The following is a 16,687-nucleotide window of genomic DNA, read 5'->3' as shown; positions in this document are numbered from 1 at the left end:
AGCGCGGCGCGGATCGTCCGTGCCGGTGTGTTGCCGCCATGTTCCGAAACGAGCGCGACGTGGTGCGTTTTCTTTCCCGACCGACCGGTTTTGCGTTTGCGTGCGCCGTCGCATTCGGCGTCGTCGCGGCCGTGCGGCCGGCTGCGGCCGATACGGTCGATGCTGGCGACACAGCGCCCGTCACGCTCGTCAACGATGTCCACGAATTCGTGATCCAGCACGACGGCTCGCTCGACGAGCACGACGATTCGACGCTGCGTGCGAACAATGCGAACGGCATCGACGCGGTCGCGCAGCGCTACGTGTGGTTCGACAAGAATCTCGAGAAGGTGGACCTGCTCGCGGCCGAGACGATCGACCGCGACGGGGTCGCGCATCCGGTCGGCGCGGACGGCATCCGCGACGTGCAGGAACCGCGCTCGGCCGGCGCGCCGACGTTTCAGGACGGACTGTTGCGCACCGTCGTGTTTCCCGGCGTCGAAGCCGGGTCGAGCACGCGGGTGGCGTTCCGCAAGACCCGCACGAAGCCGGTCAATCGCGGCTACTTCGGCTACACCGTCGAGCCGTCGCGCGAACCGGTCGACAGCCAGCGGCTGATCTTCGACGTGCCGGCCGACATGCCGCTGTACGCGGATGCGCGCGGCTACGTCGCGCTGCCGCCGGTCACCGCGAACGGGCGCACGCGCTACGAATTCGACTACCGGCACGGCCCGTACGACCGCATCGAAAGCGGCGCGGTCGGCTACGCGACCTACGGCGACCGGCTCGTCGTCTCGACGCTGCCCGACTATGCGGCGTTCGCCGCGCGCTACCGCAACGCGGCCGTCGATCCGGGTGCGGACGATCCGGCCGTCGCGCAGCTGGCGCGCACGCTCACCGCGGGTGTCGCCGATCCGCGCGACAAGGCGCGCATCCTGTACGACTGGGTGCAGGCGAACATCCGCTACGTCGGGCTGTTTCTCGGCGAAACGGCCGCGGCGCCGCATCGCGTGACCGACATCCTGCGCAACCGCTACGGCGACTGCAAGGATCATGTCGCGCTGTTCGGCGCGCTGCTCGCGGCGGTCGGCATTCGCAGCGAACCGGTGCTGCTCAATCTCGGGTCGGTCTATACGCTGCCGTCGGTGCCGGGCTACGGCGGCGGTGCGATCAATCACGCGATCACGTGGCTGCCCGATCTCGCGCGCTATGCGGACACGACGACGGCCGGCATCGCATTCGGCTATCTGCCGCCGATCGTGATGGACCGTCCCGCGCTGCTGGTCGATACGGGCGTGCTGTCACGTACGCCGGCCACGCAACCGCGCGGCCGCATCGCGCGGGTCGAGATCGATGCCGCGGGGCCGGGCGCCACGCGTTTTCACGCGTACACCGAGGACGACGGCTGGACGGCCGAACTCGAACGCAACCTGTTTCACCGCGCGACGCCCGATGGCATCGCGCAGCTGGCGAACAACCGGCTGCGGCAAAGCGGCTTGCGCGGCCGCGCGGAGCTGTCGACCAGTGACCGGCGCGTCACCGACGGGCCGTTCGACGTGACGATGTCGGGCACGCTCGATCATTTCGTGTGGCCTGACGGCACGACCGCGTTGCCCGCGCTGTCGAGCGTGACGGGCGGCATCGCGACGCAGGTCGAGAACTGGCTCGCCGAGCCCGTGCGCACGCAGCCGTGGGGCTGCATCGGCGGCACGTTCGACGAGACCGGCCAGATCGCGCTGCCGGCCGACGTCGCGGTGACCGACCTGCCGGCCGATACGGCCGTGCACGACCGCTTCGTCGACTTCACGTCGCACTACGTATTCGACGCGGCCGCGCGCGTCGTGCAGGTCACGCGGCGAATGACGGCGGATTTCGGCCGCCAGGTGTGTACGGCGGACGAATTCACGGCGCTGCGCGCGTCGCTCGAGCGCATCGAACGCGACACGCAGGCGCAGATCGTCGTGCGGGCGAAAGGGCGTTGAACGGGCAGGGGAAGTGCGCGCGTCGAGGCAATCGATCGATGCGCAGGAGGGACATCATGACGGAACGGGACTACGAGATCGCCGATCTCTCGAAGGATTTGCTGGGCCGGATCGTGCAGGGCACCGTCGCAAGCGGCGCAGTCGTGGATGCGGAGCAGTGCGCGGCGCTTGCCGTGCAGTGCGCGACGGCGCTGGTCGATAGGCTCGAGGCGCGCAGCGACTGAGTGCTGCCATCACGCGTGGCGGCGCCTTGAACGACGCGTGGCGGCCGGCGCGAGCATCACGCGTGGCGCGTGACACCTTACGCATTACGCTTCGACGCGCACCTCGCCGTCCGCGCGCACGGCGCCCGGCGGCTTGCCCACCACGCGCTTGAACGCGCGGCTGAACGCGGCGAGCGAGCCGTAGCCGAGCCGGTACGCGACGGCCTCGATCGTCTCGTGGTCGCGCGTGATCCATTGCGCGGCGAGCCGCATTCGCAGCTCGGTCAGGTAGCGCACCGGCGTCATCCCGGTGGCTGCGAGAAAGCGTTCGGCGAACACCGAACGCGACACGCCCGCTTCGGTCGCGAGTTCCGCCACGCTCCAGTTGCGCCCCGGATCGCGATGCAGCGCGACGATCGCGCGGCCGAGCTTGGGTTCGCGCAGCGCCTGCACCCAGCCCGTTGCATCACCGCATCCGCATTCGACCCAGCCGCGCACGATGAACGCCGCGACCACATCCGCGAGCCGCGCGAGGATGCCCGCGAAACCCGCGCGGGCCGAGCACGCTTCGCGCTCCATTGCATCGAGCATCGGGCGGATTTCCGGGTAGCGCGCGAGCAGCGTGCCGACGTGCATGAACTCCGGCATCGTGCCGACGAGCGGCTGCATGCCGCCGAGATCGAGCTCCATGCACGCGCTGAAGATCAGCGCATCGCCGGCACCCGGCTCGGTCGTCGCGCAACGGGCGGGCGACACGCCGGCCGATGCCACCGACGCGACCGTATCGCAGATCTTCGCGACCTCGAAGCCGTTGATCTCGCGGCACGGTGCATCGGGGTCCGACACCAGCGCGTGCATGCCGCCGTGCGGCAGCAGGATCGCGTCGCCGGCTTCGAGCCGCATCGTGTCGCCCGACGCGTCGCGCAGCAGCACGGGCCCGCGCCCGACGAAATGGAACTGCGCGCGGCCCGTCACGTGGCCGAAATTCAGCCCGAACGGCCGCGCGACCTGGATGCGGCGGTACTGGACGCCGCTCAGGCGCATCCCCAGCAGCAGCTCGCTGACGAGGTCGTGCACGTCGGGGATGGGGGGAAGCAGGGGCTCGGACATATCGAGATTCGGACGATCGATCAATAAGAACGGATTGTATGTCATAGACCGTCCTGACGTGGTTCCTTACGATACGCCCTCATCAGTACTTTCCCTAACCGACACGGAACCACGCATGAATCCCGGAATCTCCACGGCCGCCTCGACGGCGGCCCCCCGCGAACCGGCCTGGGGCGCGGTATTCGCGATGACGCTCGGCGTCTTCGGGCTCGTCACGGCCGAATTCCTGCCGGCCAGCCTGCTGACGCCGATGGCCGACAGCCTCGGCGTGACCGAAGGCGTGGCCGGGCAGGCCGTCACCGCCACCGCGACGGTCGCGCTCGTCACGAGCCTGCTGATCTCGGCGCTGACGCGCACGATCGACCGGCGGCGCGTGCTGCTCGTGTTCTCGGTGCTGCTCGTCGCGTCGAACCTGGCGGTCGCGTTCGCGCCCAACTTGGGCGTGCTGCTGATCGGCCGCGTCGTGCTCGGCATCGCGCTCGGCGGCTTCTGGACGATGGCGACCGCGACCGCGATGCGGCTCGTGCCGACGTCGATGGTGCCGCGTGCGCTGTCGATCATCTTCAGCGGCGTGGCGGTCGCGACGATCGCGTCCGCGCCGATGGGCAGCTACTTCGGCCACCTGATCGGCTGGCGCAACGTGTTCCTGATCGCGGCCGCGCTCGGCGGCATCGCGTTCGTGTCGCAGATCCTCACGCTGCCGTCGATGCCGCCGAGCGGCACGACGCGGCTGCGCACGCTGATCGACGTGCTGCGCCGGCCGACCGTCGGCCTCGGCATGTTCGCGACGATCCTTGTGTTCACCGGGCATTTCGCGTTCTTCACGTACCTGCGGCCGTTCCTCGAACAGGTCGCGGGCGTCGGCGTGAACGGGCTGTCGGCGATCCTGCTCGGCTACGGCATCGCGAACTTCGTCGGCACGTCGCTCGCGGGCCGCGTGCTCGAACACCGGTTGCGGCCGATGCTGATCGGGATGCCCGCGCTGATGGTCGTGCTCGGCGTCGCGCTCGTCGCACTCGGTCGAGCGCCGATGATCGACGCGGTGCTCGTCGCGTTGTGGGGGATGGCGTTCGGCGGTGTGCCCGTCGCGTGGTCGACATGGGTCACGCGCACCGTGCCCGATGAAGCCGAGAGCGCGGGCGGGCTGATCGTCGCGGCGATCCAGCTCGCGATCGCGACGGGCGCGGCGGCCGGTGGCGTCGTGTTCGACGCGAACGGGGCGGCCGGCGTGTTCGTTGCCGCAGCCGTCGTGCTGGCCGTCGCGGTTGCGACGATCGTGACCGGCGTGCCGAAGCGTGTCGGCGTGGTGTCCGCGCTGGCGGAATGACCGGCACCGGCGGGCCGCCCGGCCCGCCGCTCAGCGCACCGGTGCGTGCGTGTCGAGCAACTGCCGGTGGCGCGCTTCGGTCGCGTCGTCGGCGGGGAACATGCATTCCATGCGCAGTTCCTGCGCGGCGGCGCTTTGCGGCGTTCCCACCGTCGTGACCAGCGAGACGTAACGCAGCACGACGCCTTCGTGCACGAAGCCGATCGGGATGACCGGCAGCGACGGTGCGGCGGCCGGTGTCGGCGGCGTTTTCCAGTCGCGCGGTGCATCGGGGCTCGCGAGCAGGTCGTCGAGTAGTTGCCGTGTGTCGTCATCGATCACGCGGCCGACCGATTCGCGCTGCACGCGCTGCAGCAGGCTGCGCGACACCGTCTCCCAGTCGGCCAGGAACGGCTGCATGCCGTGCGGATCGAACATCAGGCGCAGCAGGTTGCGCGGGCCGTCGCGCGCGGCCATGTCGATGAAGCAGCTAAAGAAGCGCGGCGCCGCGTCGTTGGTCATCAGCACGTTCCAGTGGCGATCCATCACGATCGCCGGAAACGGATCGTGCTGGCGCACGACCCGTTCGAGCGCGCCGATCACGCCCTGCATCTCCTGCGCATCCCACGGCGCTTCCGAATACACGGGCGCATACCCGGCCGCGAGCAACAGCGCGTTGCGCTCGCGCAGCGGCACGTCCAGCGTTTGCGCGAGTGTCAGCAGCGTGTCGCGGCCCGGCACGCTGCGTCCGCTTTCGATGAAACTGATCTGGCGCTGCGAGATGCCCGCGTCGAGCGACAGGTCGAGCTGGCTCACGCCGCGCACGTCGCGCCAGTAGCGCAGCAACTGGCCGAGTGCGTGCGGCGGCGCGTGCGGTTCGCGGCGGCTGGCGTTCATCGTGTCTCCCTGGGCGTTCCGTGAGCGACGCGATCGACTATATCGGACTCACGCGGCGTTCGCCTGCCATGCGAATGCGTCGAACGGCGCTTCGAGCGCGGGCTTCGTCACGCTGCCGACGTAGTTCGTGATCGTCGATGCGGCGACCACCGCGATCACTTCCAGCAACTGTTCGGCGCTGAAGCCGGCGTCGAGGAACGCCTGCCGGTCGGCATCGGGCAGGCGGCCGCGGGTGTCGATCAGCTTGCGTGCCGTGGCCGACAGCGCGGCCAGCGTCGCATCGGCGGGCAGGCCACCGCGGCGGATCGCATCGACGTCGGCGTGGGTCACACCCTGTTTCAGCGCAAGCGCGGTATGGAAGGCGACCGGCCATTCGCTCGCGTTCGTGACCGCGTTGGTGAGCAGGAGCGTCTGGATCTGCGGCTCGGTGAGGCTGCTCGCATGCACGCGCTCGAACAGGCCGATGAAGCCGTTGATCAGCACCGGCGACGCGGCCATGGCCGCCGCGATGTTCGGGATCATGCCGAAGGTTTGCTGGAGCTGCTGGAGGACGGGCTTCGATTCGGCCGGCGCGGAGTCGATGGTGTGAAGCGGATAGGCGGACATGATGTCTCCGGGGCGATGAGCGCCGCCGGAATGGCGGCGCGACAGCCGAAGCGTAGGAGCAGTCGTGTCGTGCGCCAATTACATGGGATGTAATCACCTGGCGTGATGGGGCTGCGAACGGCGCGAATCGATCGCGCGGCACACCCGGGTTCAGCGGGCCGATTCGCGTGGCGCGCGCATGCGATCGTATGATGTGCGAGCATCCGTGGCGCGATGCTGGCGCCGGTGGCCGGAAAGGGCGGGCGATCGTTGGCCGGTGCTGGGGGGCGGACGCGGCCGCGTTGGCCGTTTGCATGCGCGGCGCGGCGGGCTTCCCGGATTTTTCTACGCAACAACTGCATTCGTGAATGCGCTTGGCTCAATGAAGACGGTAATCAACTTCAACTATCTGTCGTCGCTGTACACGTGCTTGCTCATCATGACCGATGACGAGCTGGACGATTTCTACATCAACTCCGATGACGGGCGGGCGTGGCTGCTCCAGCAGATGAAAACCCGATTCGGGCAATACGGCGCCGAATCCCGGTCGCGCGTCGTCGACGCACTGGAGTATGTGCTGGTGTCGGGTTCATGGCTGGCGCACTGGCGTGGCATCGTGCCGCACGCGATTCCGCTGGACGACGTGACCGACAAGGAGAAATATGTTCGCGATCTTTTTCAGGTGCTGGCCGGCAGGGTACCCGATCCCGCATTCGACGTTCGCGAGATCGAGTTCGACGATACCGTCGGGCGCAACGGTATCGACGTCCGGAAATAGCGAGGCAATCGACGCATGCGCACGACGGAACGCGAGATGAAGAAGGATAACGAAACGATCGAACTGTCCGGCGAGGAGGCGTTGCGTGTGCTCGCGGAGATCGAGTACATCCTCATCTCGTTGCGCAATATCGGTCGCTACTATCACGCTGGTCCGGCAGCCGCTGCCGGCCCGGATCCGGACTATGCGCGGGAAACCAACCGGTTCATCGACGAGGGCCGCGTGACCCGGCGGCTGGCGGAGGTGCGAAAGATCATCACCGCGAAATTCGATCGGTCGCTCGGCGCCGACGACATGGACGACGTCGAGCGGGCGATGGAGCACGTCAAGGTCTGGGAGAAACCCGGCGATCTGTGACGGCCGGTGCGGCTTGCGGCCGGCATCGCGATGCCGGCCGGCCCTGGATCGCGATGAGACTCGCGTCAGCCGCCTTGCCTGACCATCTCCGCCAGCGTCTTCATCGCCTGCAGGTACGGATACGGCCCGTGGCTGATGCGGGCCACGCCGTATTCCGCGAATTCGGCGAGCGTCGGCGTTTCCGTGACGCGCATCACGTTCACCGGCAGCGGCGACGCGGCCGTCAGCGCGCGAATGAGCGCCGGTGAGCGCAGCCCCGGCACGAACAGGCCATCGGCACCGGCCGCGGCATAAGCACGCGCGCGGGCCAGCGTGGCATCGAGCAGGCGCTCGTCGTGCGTGTCGGCCGGCGCCGTGAAGAACACGTCGGTGCGCGCGTTGATGAAGTAGTCGGCGCCCGCGCGATCGGCAGCCTGCCGTGCTGCCGCGAGACGGGCCGCCGCTGCGTCGACGTCGCGCAATTCGCCCGTCGCCGGGAAGCTGTCTTCGAGGTTGCAGCCGATCGCGCCGGCCTTGATGCTGAGCGCGATCGTTTCGGCGACATCTTCCGGCCGCTCGCCGTACCCGCTTTCGAGATCGACGGTGACGGGCAGGTCGGTCGCGCGCGTGATCCGCTCGAGTACTTCCATCATCAGCGCGCGCGGCATCTGCTCGCCGTCGACGAAACCGTTGGCCGCCGCGACCGACCAGCTGCCGGTCGCCAGTGCGACGGCGCCCGCGTCGGCCGCCGTGCGCGCGCTGCCGGCGTCCCACACGTTGAACAGCGCCAGCGGCTGGCCCGCGCGGTGAAGCGACCGGAAATGCGCACCCTTTTCATTGCTGCTCATGCCTGTGTCTCCTGGTTGAAAACCGGATCGGTTGTCGTGCCGAACGATACTGCCACCGAATCGAGCGCCGCGAGGAAATCGCGCGCGTCGAACAGCTCGCCGAGACTGCGCACGCCGCCCGACACCACGGTGTCGCCCGCGATCAGGCGCACGGCTGCCTCGACGATGATCGGTGCGCTGACCGCGTAGATGTCCTGCCCGGACGCCGTCGCGCGGTGCGTCGTGCCGCCCTGCACGACGATCGCGTCCATCACGAACTGCTGCGCCGAGCGGCCCATCTCGTCGGTCGGCGCGGGCGGCGGCGTGGCGGCATCGCGCACGTCGCGCAGCGCGACGGTGGCGAGCCACGATTCGATCGTATCGATGCGCAGGTGACGCGACAGTGTCATCACTTCCGAAAACGGCAGCAGCGTCACGTCGACGCGGCCGATCGGCGACGGAAACGGCCATACGCGTTCGCGTGCGGTCGACGGCACCGGCGTCGGCTTCCCGTCCTTCTGAACGAGCCGCACCGCGCGATTGCGTTCGCCCGTCACACGCGTGCCGCGTGTCGGATGCCAGCGGTCGAGCCCGGTTGCGACATCGACGCGCTCGATCGGCTGGTGCGGGTCCACGACGGCCGTGACGAGCAGGTCGGCCAGGCCGCCATAGAACGCCGCGGCCGGCACGAGGGTCACGCCCGCGGCGCGCGCCCGCGCATCGCTGTGTTCGGCCAGCGCCAGCACCGACGGCTGCTCGGCGGTCAGGTCGAGATAGGGGATGCCGGCCCGCAGCGCAGCATCGGCCAGCGGCAACGCGGTATCGAGGTACGGGCCCGCGCAGTTGATCACCGCATCCGCGCCGCGCAACGCGGCGTCGAGCGCGGCCGGATCGTCGATCGTGGCGACGCGTGCGAGCGCGAGCGCCGTATCGCCGCCGTCTTTCGCGAGCCGCGCGGCATCGCGCCCGATACGGATCGCGCGCAGGCCGCGCCGCGCCAGTTCGGCGACGACGAACCGCCCGGTATGACCCGTGGCGCCATAGACTGCAACCGTCATTCGATCGTCCATGATCCACTCCGCTACAGAACGGTCTGTTTTATAGTACAGACCTGTAGCGTCGTCAAGCGCGCGGTGCTATGATCCGATCACTGTTGCGGTAGGGGCGGCCAGCACGGCCGGGTCGGGATGAAAAAGGAAACAGGCACACCAGGGAACGCGCCCGATACGCGCGAACGCATTCTGCAAACGGCCAGCGAGCTGTTCTATCGGGAGGGTACGCGCGCGGTCGGCGTGGACCTGATCGTCGCGCAGGCGGGCGTGGCGAAGACGAGCCTCTATCGTTACTTCACGACGAAGGACGACCTGATCGAAGCGTTCCTGCTGCGCGAGGACGCCGATTTCTGGGCGCATTGGGATGCGGTGGCCGCGCAGTACCGGCGCACGCCGCGCGAGGAACTGGATGCGCAGCTGCAATGGATCGGTGAGCGCATTGCGCGCCCCGGCTATCGCGGCTGTCCGCAGATCAACATCGCCGCCGAATACGCGGACGGCAACCATCCGGCCCGCAAGGTGGCCGTCGCGCACAAGCAGGAATTGCGGCGCCGGCTGACCGAGCTGGCGGATGCGATGGGTGTCGACGAGCCGGAAACCTTCGCGTTGCGGCTCGCGACCGTGATCGACGGCGCGCTGAGCAGCGGGCAGGCGCTGCATGCGCATGGGCCCGTGGCCTTCCTGCAGGAATTCGCGCAACTGCTGCTGCCAAAGAAGGGCCGGAAGTAAGTCGCCTCGCCGCAGCGAACCGCGCGCCGGTTCGGTTCAATCGCGCGCGGCCGGATCGACCGACAGCGCGCGCAACTGGCCGCGCAACTGATCGACTTCCCCCGGCGCGAACGGCCGTTCGATCTCGGCATGCGTCTGCTGCCACAGCGGAAACGCTTCGGCCAGCAGGTCGTGGCCGGCCTGCGTCAGTTCGAGCAGGCGGCTGCGCCGATCGTCCGGATCCTGGATGATCGTGACCAGGCCGCGCCGCTCGAGCGGCTTGAGCGCGGCCGTGAGCGTGGTGCGGTCCATCGCGAGCAGCGACGCGACCGATTTCATCGGCGCCGGCTGGGGCCGGTTCAGCGACATCAGCAGCGAAAACTGGCCGTTGGTGAGATCCAGCGGGCGCAGCACATCGTCGAAGATCCGCGCAAGATTACGCGCCGCGCGCTGCATGTGCAGGCACAGGCAGCAATCGCGCACCATCAGCGTCGTTTCGAAAGGGAGCGTTTCTTTTCGTGCCATGTTGCAATTGTGTTGATATCAACCTATCTTGTCAAGGTCGAGGCGCGGCAGCCCGTCGCGTCCGTCACCGGAGGGGGCAGCATGAGTGCGCAACAGCAGTTGTATCTCGCGGTATTTCTCGGGACCAAGGACAGCCCGGCGATGAAGGCGTGGATGGCGATGCCGGACGAGGAGCGGCGCACGCGCGAGCGCGACGGCATCGCTGCCTGGCATGCGTGGGTCGACCGGCATCGCGACGCGATCGTCGAGATGGGCGGGCCGCTCGGCAAGACGAAGACCATCGATGCCGCCGGCGTCAAGGACACGGCGAACGCGATGAGCGGCTTCACCGTCGTGCGGGCGGCCTCGCACGAAGCCGCGGCCGCGCTGTTCGAAGGCCATCCGCATTTCACGCTGTTTCCGGGCGTGGCGATCGACGTGATGCCGGTGCTGGCGATTCCCGGCGCGTGAACGACGCGCGAGGCCACGCGTCGTGTACCGGCGATGCGCCGTGGCCGGCAGATGGAAGTTTTCCCGACATTCTGGATGGAGACTGGCGATGAAGCTTTACGGATTTGCCGGCACCCGCTCGCAACGCGCGCTGTGGGGGCTGAAGGAACTGGATGCCGATTTCGAGTTCATCTCGGTGAACCTGCTCCAGGGCGAGCACAAGCGCCCCGAATTCCTGCGCCTCAATCCGGCCGGCAAGGTGCCCGTGCTGGTGGACGGCGACCTCGTGATTCCCGAATCGGCCGCGATCGTGCTGTATCTCGCGGACAAGTACCCGGAGAAGGCGCTGCTGCCGGTCGATCCGGCGCTGCGGGCCGAGGCTTACCGGTGGGTCATGTTCGCGGTGACGGAGCTCGAGCAGCCGCTGTGGCGGATCACGCGGCACTCGTTCATCTATCCGCCGGAGAAGCGCTCGCCGGCCGACATCGAACTGGCGCGCGAGGATTTCAGGACGATGGCCGCGATCCTCGACAAGCATCTCGAAGGGCGCGAGTTCATCGTCGGCAACACGCTGACGGTGGCCGATTGCGTGACGGCTTACCTGATCGACTGGGCCGGCGAGTGCAACCTGATCGAACCGTTTCCGCAATTGCGTGCGTATCTCGAACGGTTGTATGCGCGGCCGAAGGCGCCGCAGCGGATCGCGGACGCGCGCAAGGCGGCGTGAACGGGCGGAGGCTGGTCATGCGTTGCATCGGCGGCATGGCCGACCCTACGCGTGTGCAGTCGGCGAGCGGCAGTCTCGCCGCGTTTCAGGATGGTGAAGCGTGCGTCGCGAACGCGGCGCACGCAGGTGCTCACGCCATGTCGTCAGGCCCGCCGAGCATGCGGCACAGCATCGACAGGTCGCTGAGCGTGACGTGCGGCGTCGCAGCCTGCTGCTGCACACGCTCCGTTTCCGGATGCGTATCGCGCACCACCCACGCAGCCTGAAGCCCCGCGTTCAATGCGCCGACGATATCGAGGTGGTAATCGTCGCCGACATGCAGCAATTCCGCCGGCTGAACATCGAGCGCTTCCGCCGCGGCATGAAATATCCCGGGCTCGGGTTTCGCGACCCCGAACGCCTGCGCGCTGAGCGTTGCACGAAAGAATTCGCCGCCGCCGGTCAGCCGCAGATCCGCGTTGCCGTTGGTCACCGCGATCAACGGAAACCGTGCGCTCAACCACGCGAGCGCCGGCAACGCATCGTCATAGAATTCGACCCGGTTGCGCGCGGCATAGAAGGCCGCGTACGCACGGTCGGTGAGCGTGACGTCTTCGTTCGCCCGCTCCAGCGCAAGCCGGATCGAGCCGATTCTCATCGCACGGAAGTCGCCGGCGAGGTCGGGGCACAATCGTTCGTATTCCTCACGCAAGTCGCTCAGCGCCTGCTGCGTGGGCAGCACACGCTCGGTACCGGGCGCGTGCTCGATCAGCCACGTGCGAAGCTCCCCTTCGGCCCGTACGACGGATGGCCCGAACGGCCACAGGGTGTCGTCCAGGTCGAACGAGAGCGCGGAAACTTGGGTGAGACGCATGGAGGTTGACGGGGAGTTTCGTTTACCAGGGCCACGGAATGGAGATTCCGGTGCCGTTTTCGAGGGCCTGCCGATACAGGAAGCGTGCGACGGTCAGATCCTGAAGCGCGAGCCCGGTCATGTCGAAGACGGTGATCTCGTGCGGCGCGCGGTCGACCGTCGCGGTTCCGGCGAGGATGTCACCGATTTCCGTGCGTGGCAAATCCGGTGCCCACTGGCATTCGCCGATGCTGCGCGCCTGATCGTGATCGTCCACGAAAATGCGCGCGCGTTCCAGCACGCCTGCCGGCAGCTCACGCTTGCCTGCGGTGTCGGCGCCCACGCAGGTCAGGTGGGTGCCCGGCTGGACCGCATCCGCGTCGAACAGCGGGCCGCCGCCAGGCGTTGCCGTGATGACCACGTCGCTATCGGCCACCGCGTCGTTCCGGTCGCGCGCCACGCCGATCGTGCATCGTTCCCGGAAGGCCGATTCGAACACCGGGTCGGGCTCGCCGCTGACGTTCACGTACTGCACCGTGCACCGTTGCGGCAGCAGCCCGAGTGCGTAGTCGAGCTGGACGCGCGCCTGCACGCCCGTGCCGAACACGCAGATTCGCGCGCTGTCGCGACGCGCGAGCAGTTGCAGCCCGAGGCCGCCGGCGGCGCCGGTTCGCGCGGTGGTGATCGCATTGCCGTCCATGATGCACAGCGGTCGGCCCGTGGCCGGGTCGAACAGCGCGACGGTGGCCTGATGCGGTTCGCCGCCGAGCCCGCGGTTGCCGGGCCAGAATCCGGCCGCCTTGAAACCGAGCAGATCCTGATTCGCGACATCGCCCGACTTGATGCCGAACACGCCGCCGGTGTGCAGTTTCTCGCGCACCACCGGGAACACGCGTCCGGCCCGTTGGCTATGCAGCACGAAGGCTTCGCGAACGGCCGCCGTCACTTGCGCGGCCTGGAGGGCGGGCGCGACGGTATCGCGGTCGAGAAGCAGGAGTCGGTCGTCGGTCGGCATGTTCTGGCAAGCGCTTTCGGCGCCAGGCTAATCGGGGTGGTTTAAATTCTGTCCAGATTTGGACGAATAGTCAATTCGTCGAAGGAGCGACGCGGATGCGCGGCCGGGTTCACCACCCGTAGAAGCGCGGCCACGTTTGCGCGCCGCCGTCTTCGCCGATCGCCTGATATTCGGGATGTTGCGCACCGGTGGCGCACGCGTGATTCGGCAGGATGCGCAGGCGGGTGCCGATCGGAAACCGTTGCGCGATGCCGGCGTCGGGCGAGCCCGAGCACGACACGATCCCGTGCTCCTGGTTGGCGGCGCTCATGACATAGTCGCCGAGCACGTCGCCGTGTTCGGTGCACACCTGCCCGTAGCCGAAGTCGTGCGCCTGGCGCTGCGTGCCGCGGTCGCGGCTCATCGCCATCCAGCCTGCGTCGACGATCGCCCAGCCTTTTTCTTCCTGGTGCCCGATGACGGTGGTCAGCACCGACAGCGCGATGTCGGACAGATCGCACACGCCGATGTTGTGCATCACGAGATCGAACATCACGTAGACGCCGGCGCGCACCTCGGTGACGCCTTCGAGGTGTTCCGCCGCGAGCGCGGTGGGTGTCGACCCGATGCTCACGACCGGGCAGGGCAACCCGGCGGCCCGGAGGCGCTCTGCCGCCCGCACGGTGCGGCTGCGCTCCTGCTCGGCGATCGCCGCCAGCGCGTCGGGTGTGCTGTATTCGTAGCTGGAGCCCGCGTGTGCCAGCACCCCGCCGAGCACCATCCCGCCGTCGACCAGCGCGCGGCCCACGTCGATCAGCAGGTCGGCGTCGGGCGGAATCCCCGAGCGGTGGCCGTCGACGTCGACCTCGATCCACACGTCGAAGCGCTCGCCGTGCGCGCGTCCGAATTCGGCGATCGCGTGCGCGGCCGGCAGGCTGTCGGCGACGAGCTTCAGGTCGCAGCCCTGCCGGCGCAGCGCGAGCGCCTGGCCGAGTTTCGCGGGCACCATGCCGACTGCGTAGACGATGTCCCGGATACCGTGCGCGAAAAACTGTTCGGCTTCCTTGAGCGTCGACACGGTGATGCCCTGCGCGCCGGCCGCGATCTGGGCATCGACGACGTGCGTGCACTTGGTGGTCTTGACGTGCGGCCGGAACCTGACGCCGAGCGCATCCAGATGCGCCTGCATGCGGCCGATGTTGTGTTGCATGCGGCCGACGTCGATCAGGGCGGCCGGGGTGTTGAGGGTTTGAAGGTCCACGATGCGTTGCCTCGGAGGGTTGCCGATGCAAACACTGTAGGGCCGTCGATGAGTCTCGGGTTTAACGCGCTGCTAATCCGGCATTAAAGACTGTTTAATCGAAAGAATCGCGTGGACCGTGGCGCGGCTCAAGCGTCGCCGCGCCACGGCGGCGGGCTGAGAAACCGCGTCGCGGCTTCGAGGAACACCCGTTGCCGCGCGGAGCGGCCGGTGCGCGACGGCAGCAGCGCCGTCACGGGGGCGGGCGGCAGGTGCCAGTCGGGCAGCAACCGGACGAGCCTGCCGTTCGCCAGCAGCGGCGCGACGTCCCACTCGGAGCGCTCGACGATCCCGAGGCCGGCCAGCGCCCATTCCGTGATGACGGTGCCGTCGTTCGACGACAGCGCGCCGGTAACGCGGATCACGGCGGACCGGCGCGGTTCGCCCTTGACATCGCCGCCTTGCGAGAAGCGCCAGCGCGGGATGTCCTCGTCGTTCTCGCGCAGGCACAGGCAGTCGTAGCGGGCCAGGTCGGACGGATGGTTCAATTCCTTGATGCGGCGCGCATAGGCGGGGCTCGCGCACAGGAAGCGTTCGTTGGGCGCGAGCGGATACCCGATCCACGACGACGACTTGAGGCTGCCGACGTGAACGACCACGTCGGCGCCCGACGCGCTGGTCAACGGGCTCTCCGACAGGTGGAGCGCGATGTCGAGCTTCGGATGCGCGCGCAGCACGTCGCGCACGATCCGCGCGACGTACTTTCGGCCGAAGCCGAGCGGGGCGACGACGCGCAGCGTGCCCCGCACGTCGCCGTGGTCGCCTGAGATGCTGACCGGCAGCGCCTCCACGCGCTCGAGGATGTCGACGGCTTCCTGGTACAGCCGCTGCCCTTCGTCGGTCAACGTGATTCCTTTCGGTTGCCGCACGGCGAGCCGTGCGTTCAATCGCGCTTCCATTCGCTGCAGGCGGATCGTGACCGCGGGCGGCGTGAGATCGAGCAATCGCGCGGCAGAAGCCAGCGAGCGCGACGTGCCGATCGCGCGTACGAGTCGAAGGTCGTCGAGGTCGAGCATTTCATGTCTCTTAATGCCGGATGTGTCGAGCATTAAACCGCACATCGCGACGCGAATCCATCGTTGCAGCTGTGGATCGCGTCGGTCGCGCATCGAATCGGATTGCCTGGCCGCTTCGAACGACACGGCCCGCGACGCCACGCACCGTTACCGGCCGAGCCCGAAAATCAGCGACCGGTGCGCGGCGACCCCGGCCATCACGCCCGACGCCGACGCGAACGTCGCGTTGCTCATCGGCGTCGACGCGTCGCCGGCTGCGAATACGCCGTCGACGCTCGTCTGCTTCATTGCATCGACCCGCACGACCGGGCCGAGCCGCCCGTCGTCGAATGCACAGCCGAGCTGCTGCGCGAGATCGCTCGCCATCGCCGTGTGCGCGCCGACGAACAGCGCATCGATCGGCACGACTTGCCCGTCGGCGAGCCGCAACGCATCGATCCGCGGCGCATCGCCGAGGATTTCCACGACCGGCGACGGCTCGATACGCACGCCGCGCGCGTCGAGCAACGCGGCTTCTTCTGGATTGGCTTCGACCACGCCCTGCGTGAACCACGTCGTCGGGCCCCAGTCCGGAATCAGGATCGCCTGATGCACCGACAGCGGATGCGTGGCGAGCACGCCGAGCCGCTGGCCGCTCACCTCGTACCCGTGGCAATACGGACAATGCAGCACGCTGATGCCCCAGCGTTCCGCAAGCCCCGGCAGCGCGGGCAACGCGTCACGGATGCCGGTTGCGAGGATCAACCGGTCGGCGCTCGCGCGGCTGCCGTCGGCCAGCGTCACGTGGAAGCGGCCGTCCGCATCGCGCTCGACCGTGCGCACGTCGCCTGCGATCCGCTGCACGGTGGGGTACGCGGCGAGCTGCGCGGCGGCTTCGTCGACGATCTGCGCGGGCGGCTTGCCGTCCTGCCCGAAAAAGCCGTGCGCGTGCGCGGCAAAGCGGTTGCGCGGCCGGCCGGCGTCGATCACGAGCACGCGGCGGCGCGCCCGCGCAAGCTGCATCGCGGCCGACAGCCCCGCAAAGCTGCCGCCGATCACGATCACTTCATGATGGTCATGCATGCACCCACTCCTTTCCTGAACCTGCGTGAATGACGGACG

Annotated in this window: 19 protein-coding genes; 8 read left to right on the top strand and 11 right to left on the bottom strand. The window is 68.3% G+C overall.

Annotation, left to right across the window (positions count from 1 at the left end; translation table 11 throughout):
* The first annotated feature begins 59 nt into the window (after positions 1-59).
* The gene (locus CFB82_RS30475) at positions 60-1,961 is read left to right on the top strand and encodes a DUF3857 domain-containing transglutaminase family protein (protein WP_373558860.1); all 1,902 of its coding nucleotides are present in this window, start codon (positions 60-62) and stop codon (positions 1,959-1,961) included.
* A gap of 56 nt (positions 1,962-2,017) precedes the next feature.
* Entirely contained in the window at positions 2,018-2,185 is a 168-nt protein-coding gene (locus CFB82_RS43440) for a hypothetical protein (RefSeq protein WP_174944989.1), read from the top strand.
* A gap of 84 nt (positions 2,186-2,269) precedes the next feature.
* Here the strand turns inward: CFB82_RS43440 and CFB82_RS30470 are convergent, their stop codons facing one another.
* Positions 2,270-3,319: an AraC family transcriptional regulator gene (locus CFB82_RS30470; protein WP_069250821.1), complete on the bottom strand. Its 1,050-nt coding sequence runs from the start codon at positions 3,317-3,319 to the stop codon at positions 2,270-2,272.
* A 70-nt stretch (positions 3,320-3,389) separates the two neighbouring features.
* On the opposite strand from CFB82_RS30470, the gene CFB82_RS30465 reads away from it, so the two are divergent.
* A complete protein-coding gene (locus tag CFB82_RS30465; RefSeq protein ID WP_089486475.1) occupies positions 3,390-4,601 on the top strand; it encodes an MFS transporter in 1,212 nt (403 codons plus the stop codon).
* 30 nt (positions 4,602-4,631) lie between these two features.
* Here CFB82_RS30465 and CFB82_RS30460 read toward each other — a convergent pair whose 3' ends face one another.
* On the bottom strand, positions 4,632-5,477 hold the full coding sequence (locus CFB82_RS30460) for a helix-turn-helix domain-containing protein (RefSeq protein WP_089486474.1): 846 nt from the start codon (positions 5,475-5,477) through the stop codon (positions 4,632-4,634).
* A 48-nt stretch (positions 5,478-5,525) separates the two neighbouring features.
* Entirely contained in the window at positions 5,526-6,083 is a 558-nt protein-coding gene (locus CFB82_RS30455; RefSeq protein WP_089486473.1) for a carboxymuconolactone decarboxylase family protein, read from the bottom strand.
* Positions 6,084-6,261: 178 nt separating this feature from the next.
* On the opposite strand from CFB82_RS30455, the gene CFB82_RS30450 reads away from it, so the two are divergent.
* A complete protein-coding gene (locus tag CFB82_RS30450; RefSeq protein WP_143750983.1) occupies positions 6,262-6,840 on the top strand; it encodes a hypothetical protein in 579 nt (192 codons plus the stop codon).
* A gap of 15 nt (positions 6,841-6,855) precedes the next feature.
* Positions 6,856-7,197 (top strand): hypothetical protein, encoded by a 342-nt coding sequence (locus CFB82_RS30445; protein WP_218829078.1) that lies wholly within the window; start codon positions 6,856-6,858, stop codon positions 7,195-7,197.
* A 65-nt stretch (positions 7,198-7,262) separates the two neighbouring features.
* Here CFB82_RS30445 and CFB82_RS30440 read toward each other — a convergent pair whose 3' ends face one another.
* Together CFB82_RS30440 and CFB82_RS30435 are read right to left on the bottom strand one after the other, a co-directional pair.
* A complete protein-coding gene (locus CFB82_RS30440; protein ID WP_089447130.1) occupies positions 7,263-8,024 on the bottom strand; it encodes an isocitrate lyase/PEP mutase family protein in 762 nt (253 codons plus the stop codon).
* Positions 8,021-9,073, bottom strand: coding sequence for a saccharopine dehydrogenase family protein (locus tag CFB82_RS30435; RefSeq protein ID WP_089486471.1), 1,053 nt, complete (start codon positions 9,071-9,073; stop codon positions 8,021-8,023). Before CFB82_RS30435 ends, CFB82_RS30440 begins: the two co-directional genes overlap by 4 nt.
* A gap of 117 nt (positions 9,074-9,190) precedes the next feature.
* Here CFB82_RS30435 and CFB82_RS30430 point away from each other — a divergent pair, with 117 nt between their 5' ends.
* A complete protein-coding gene (locus tag CFB82_RS30430) occupies positions 9,191-9,784 on the top strand; it encodes a TetR/AcrR family transcriptional regulator (protein WP_069250827.1) in 594 nt (197 codons plus the stop codon).
* A gap of 36 nt (positions 9,785-9,820) precedes the next feature.
* On the opposite strand, the gene CFB82_RS30425 is transcribed toward CFB82_RS30430, so the two are convergent.
* Positions 9,821-10,288, bottom strand: a complete 468-nt coding sequence (locus CFB82_RS30425) for a MarR family winged helix-turn-helix transcriptional regulator (RefSeq protein ID WP_089486470.1) — start codon at positions 10,286-10,288, stop codon at positions 9,821-9,823.
* A gap of 81 nt (positions 10,289-10,369) precedes the next feature.
* On the opposite strand from CFB82_RS30425, the gene CFB82_RS30420 reads away from it, so the two are divergent.
* Both CFB82_RS30420 and CFB82_RS30415 read left to right on the top strand, forming a co-directional pair.
* Positions 10,370-10,738 (top strand): hypothetical protein, encoded by a 369-nt coding sequence (locus tag CFB82_RS30420; protein WP_089486469.1) that lies wholly within the window; start codon positions 10,370-10,372, stop codon positions 10,736-10,738.
* Between the two features lie 88 nt (positions 10,739-10,826).
* Positions 10,827-11,444: a glutathione S-transferase family protein gene (locus tag CFB82_RS30415; protein WP_089486468.1), complete on the top strand. Its 618-nt coding sequence runs from the start codon at positions 10,827-10,829 to the stop codon at positions 11,442-11,444.
* A gap of 130 nt (positions 11,445-11,574) precedes the next feature.
* Here CFB82_RS30415 and CFB82_RS30410 read toward each other — a convergent pair whose 3' ends face one another.
* The 5 genes from CFB82_RS30410 to CFB82_RS30390 form a co-directional block, all read right to left on the bottom strand.
* Positions 11,575-12,297 (bottom strand): HAD family hydrolase, encoded by a 723-nt coding sequence (locus CFB82_RS30410; RefSeq protein WP_089486467.1) that lies wholly within the window; start codon positions 12,295-12,297, stop codon positions 11,575-11,577.
* Positions 12,298-12,319: 22 nt separating this feature from the next.
* Positions 12,320-13,291, bottom strand: coding sequence for an ornithine cyclodeaminase family protein (locus CFB82_RS30405; RefSeq protein ID WP_069250830.1), 972 nt, complete (start codon positions 13,289-13,291; stop codon positions 12,320-12,322).
* Positions 13,292-13,400: 109 nt separating this feature from the next.
* Positions 13,401-14,531, bottom strand: a complete 1,131-nt coding sequence (locus CFB82_RS30400) for a DSD1 family PLP-dependent enzyme (protein WP_089486466.1) — start codon at positions 14,529-14,531, stop codon at positions 13,401-13,403.
* A gap of 128 nt (positions 14,532-14,659) precedes the next feature.
* Positions 14,660-15,619 carry a LysR family transcriptional regulator gene (locus tag CFB82_RS30395; protein ID WP_089486501.1) on the bottom strand — a complete coding sequence of 320 codons (960 nt, stop codon included), beginning with the start codon at positions 15,617-15,619 and terminating at the stop codon, positions 14,660-14,662.
* A 114-nt stretch (positions 15,620-15,733) separates the two neighbouring features.
* The gene (locus CFB82_RS30390; RefSeq protein WP_089486465.1) at positions 15,734-16,648 is read right to left on the bottom strand and encodes an NAD(P)/FAD-dependent oxidoreductase; all 915 of its coding nucleotides are present in this window, start codon (positions 16,646-16,648) and stop codon (positions 15,734-15,736) included.
* Positions 16,649-16,687 lie beyond the last annotated feature (39 nt).

It is taken from the genome of Burkholderia sp. HI2714 (assembly GCF_002223085.1).
Lineage (GTDB): Bacteria > Pseudomonadota > Gammaproteobacteria > Burkholderiales > Burkholderiaceae > Burkholderia > Burkholderia lata_D.
Note: the sequence above shows the minus strand (reverse complement) of the source record. Positions and strands in the feature narration are given on the sequence as shown.

Bases quoted from the DNA above. Each gene is read 5' to 3' on its own strand.
- CFB82_RS43440 (WP_174944989.1), top strand. From the start codon at position 2,018: ATGACGGAACGGGACTACGAGATCGCCGATCTCTCGAAGGATTTGCTG.
- CFB82_RS30470 (WP_069250821.1), bottom strand. From the start codon at position 3,319: ATGACATACAATCCGTTCTTATTGATCGATCGTCCGAATCTCGATATG.
- CFB82_RS30465 (WP_089486475.1), top strand. From the start codon at position 3,390: ATGAATCCCGGAATCTCCACGGCCGCCTCGACGGCGGCCCCCCGCGAA.
- CFB82_RS30460 (WP_089486474.1), bottom strand. From the start codon at position 5,477: ATGAACGCCAGCCGCCGCGAACCGCACGCGCCGCCGCACGCACTCGGC.
- CFB82_RS30455 (WP_089486473.1), bottom strand. From the start codon at position 6,083: ATGTCCGCCTATCCGCTTCACACCATCGACTCCGCGCCGGCCGAATCG.
- CFB82_RS30450 (WP_143750983.1), top strand. From the start codon at position 6,262: ATGCGATCGTATGATGTGCGAGCATCCGTGGCGCGATGCTGGCGCCGG.
- CFB82_RS30445 (WP_218829078.1), top strand. From the start codon at position 6,856: ATGCGCACGACGGAACGCGAGATGAAGAAGGATAACGAAACGATCGAA.
- CFB82_RS30440 (WP_089447130.1), bottom strand. From the start codon at position 8,024: ATGAGCAGCAATGAAAAGGGTGCGCATTTCCGGTCGCTTCACCGCGCG.
- CFB82_RS30435 (WP_089486471.1), bottom strand. From the start codon at position 9,073: ATGGACGATCGAATGACGGTTGCAGTCTATGGCGCCACGGGTCATACC.
- CFB82_RS30430 (WP_069250827.1), top strand. From the start codon at position 9,191: ATGAAAAAGGAAACAGGCACACCAGGGAACGCGCCCGATACGCGCGAA.
- CFB82_RS30425 (WP_089486470.1), bottom strand. From the start codon at position 10,288: ATGGCACGAAAAGAAACGCTCCCTTTCGAAACGACGCTGATGGTGCGC.
- CFB82_RS30420 (WP_089486469.1), top strand. From the start codon at position 10,370: ATGAGTGCGCAACAGCAGTTGTATCTCGCGGTATTTCTCGGGACCAAG.
- CFB82_RS30415 (WP_089486468.1), top strand. From the start codon at position 10,827: ATGAAGCTTTACGGATTTGCCGGCACCCGCTCGCAACGCGCGCTGTGG.
- CFB82_RS30410 (WP_089486467.1), bottom strand. From the start codon at position 12,297: ATGCGTCTCACCCAAGTTTCCGCGCTCTCGTTCGACCTGGACGACACC.
- CFB82_RS30405 (WP_069250830.1), bottom strand. From the start codon at position 13,291: ATGCCGACCGACGACCGACTCCTGCTTCTCGACCGCGATACCGTCGCG.
- CFB82_RS30395 (WP_089486501.1), bottom strand. From the start codon at position 15,619: ATGCTCGACACATCCGGCATTAAGAGACATGAAATGCTCGACCTCGAC.
- CFB82_RS30390 (WP_089486465.1), bottom strand. From the start codon at position 16,648: ATGCATGACCATCATGAAGTGATCGTGATCGGCGGCAGCTTTGCGGGG.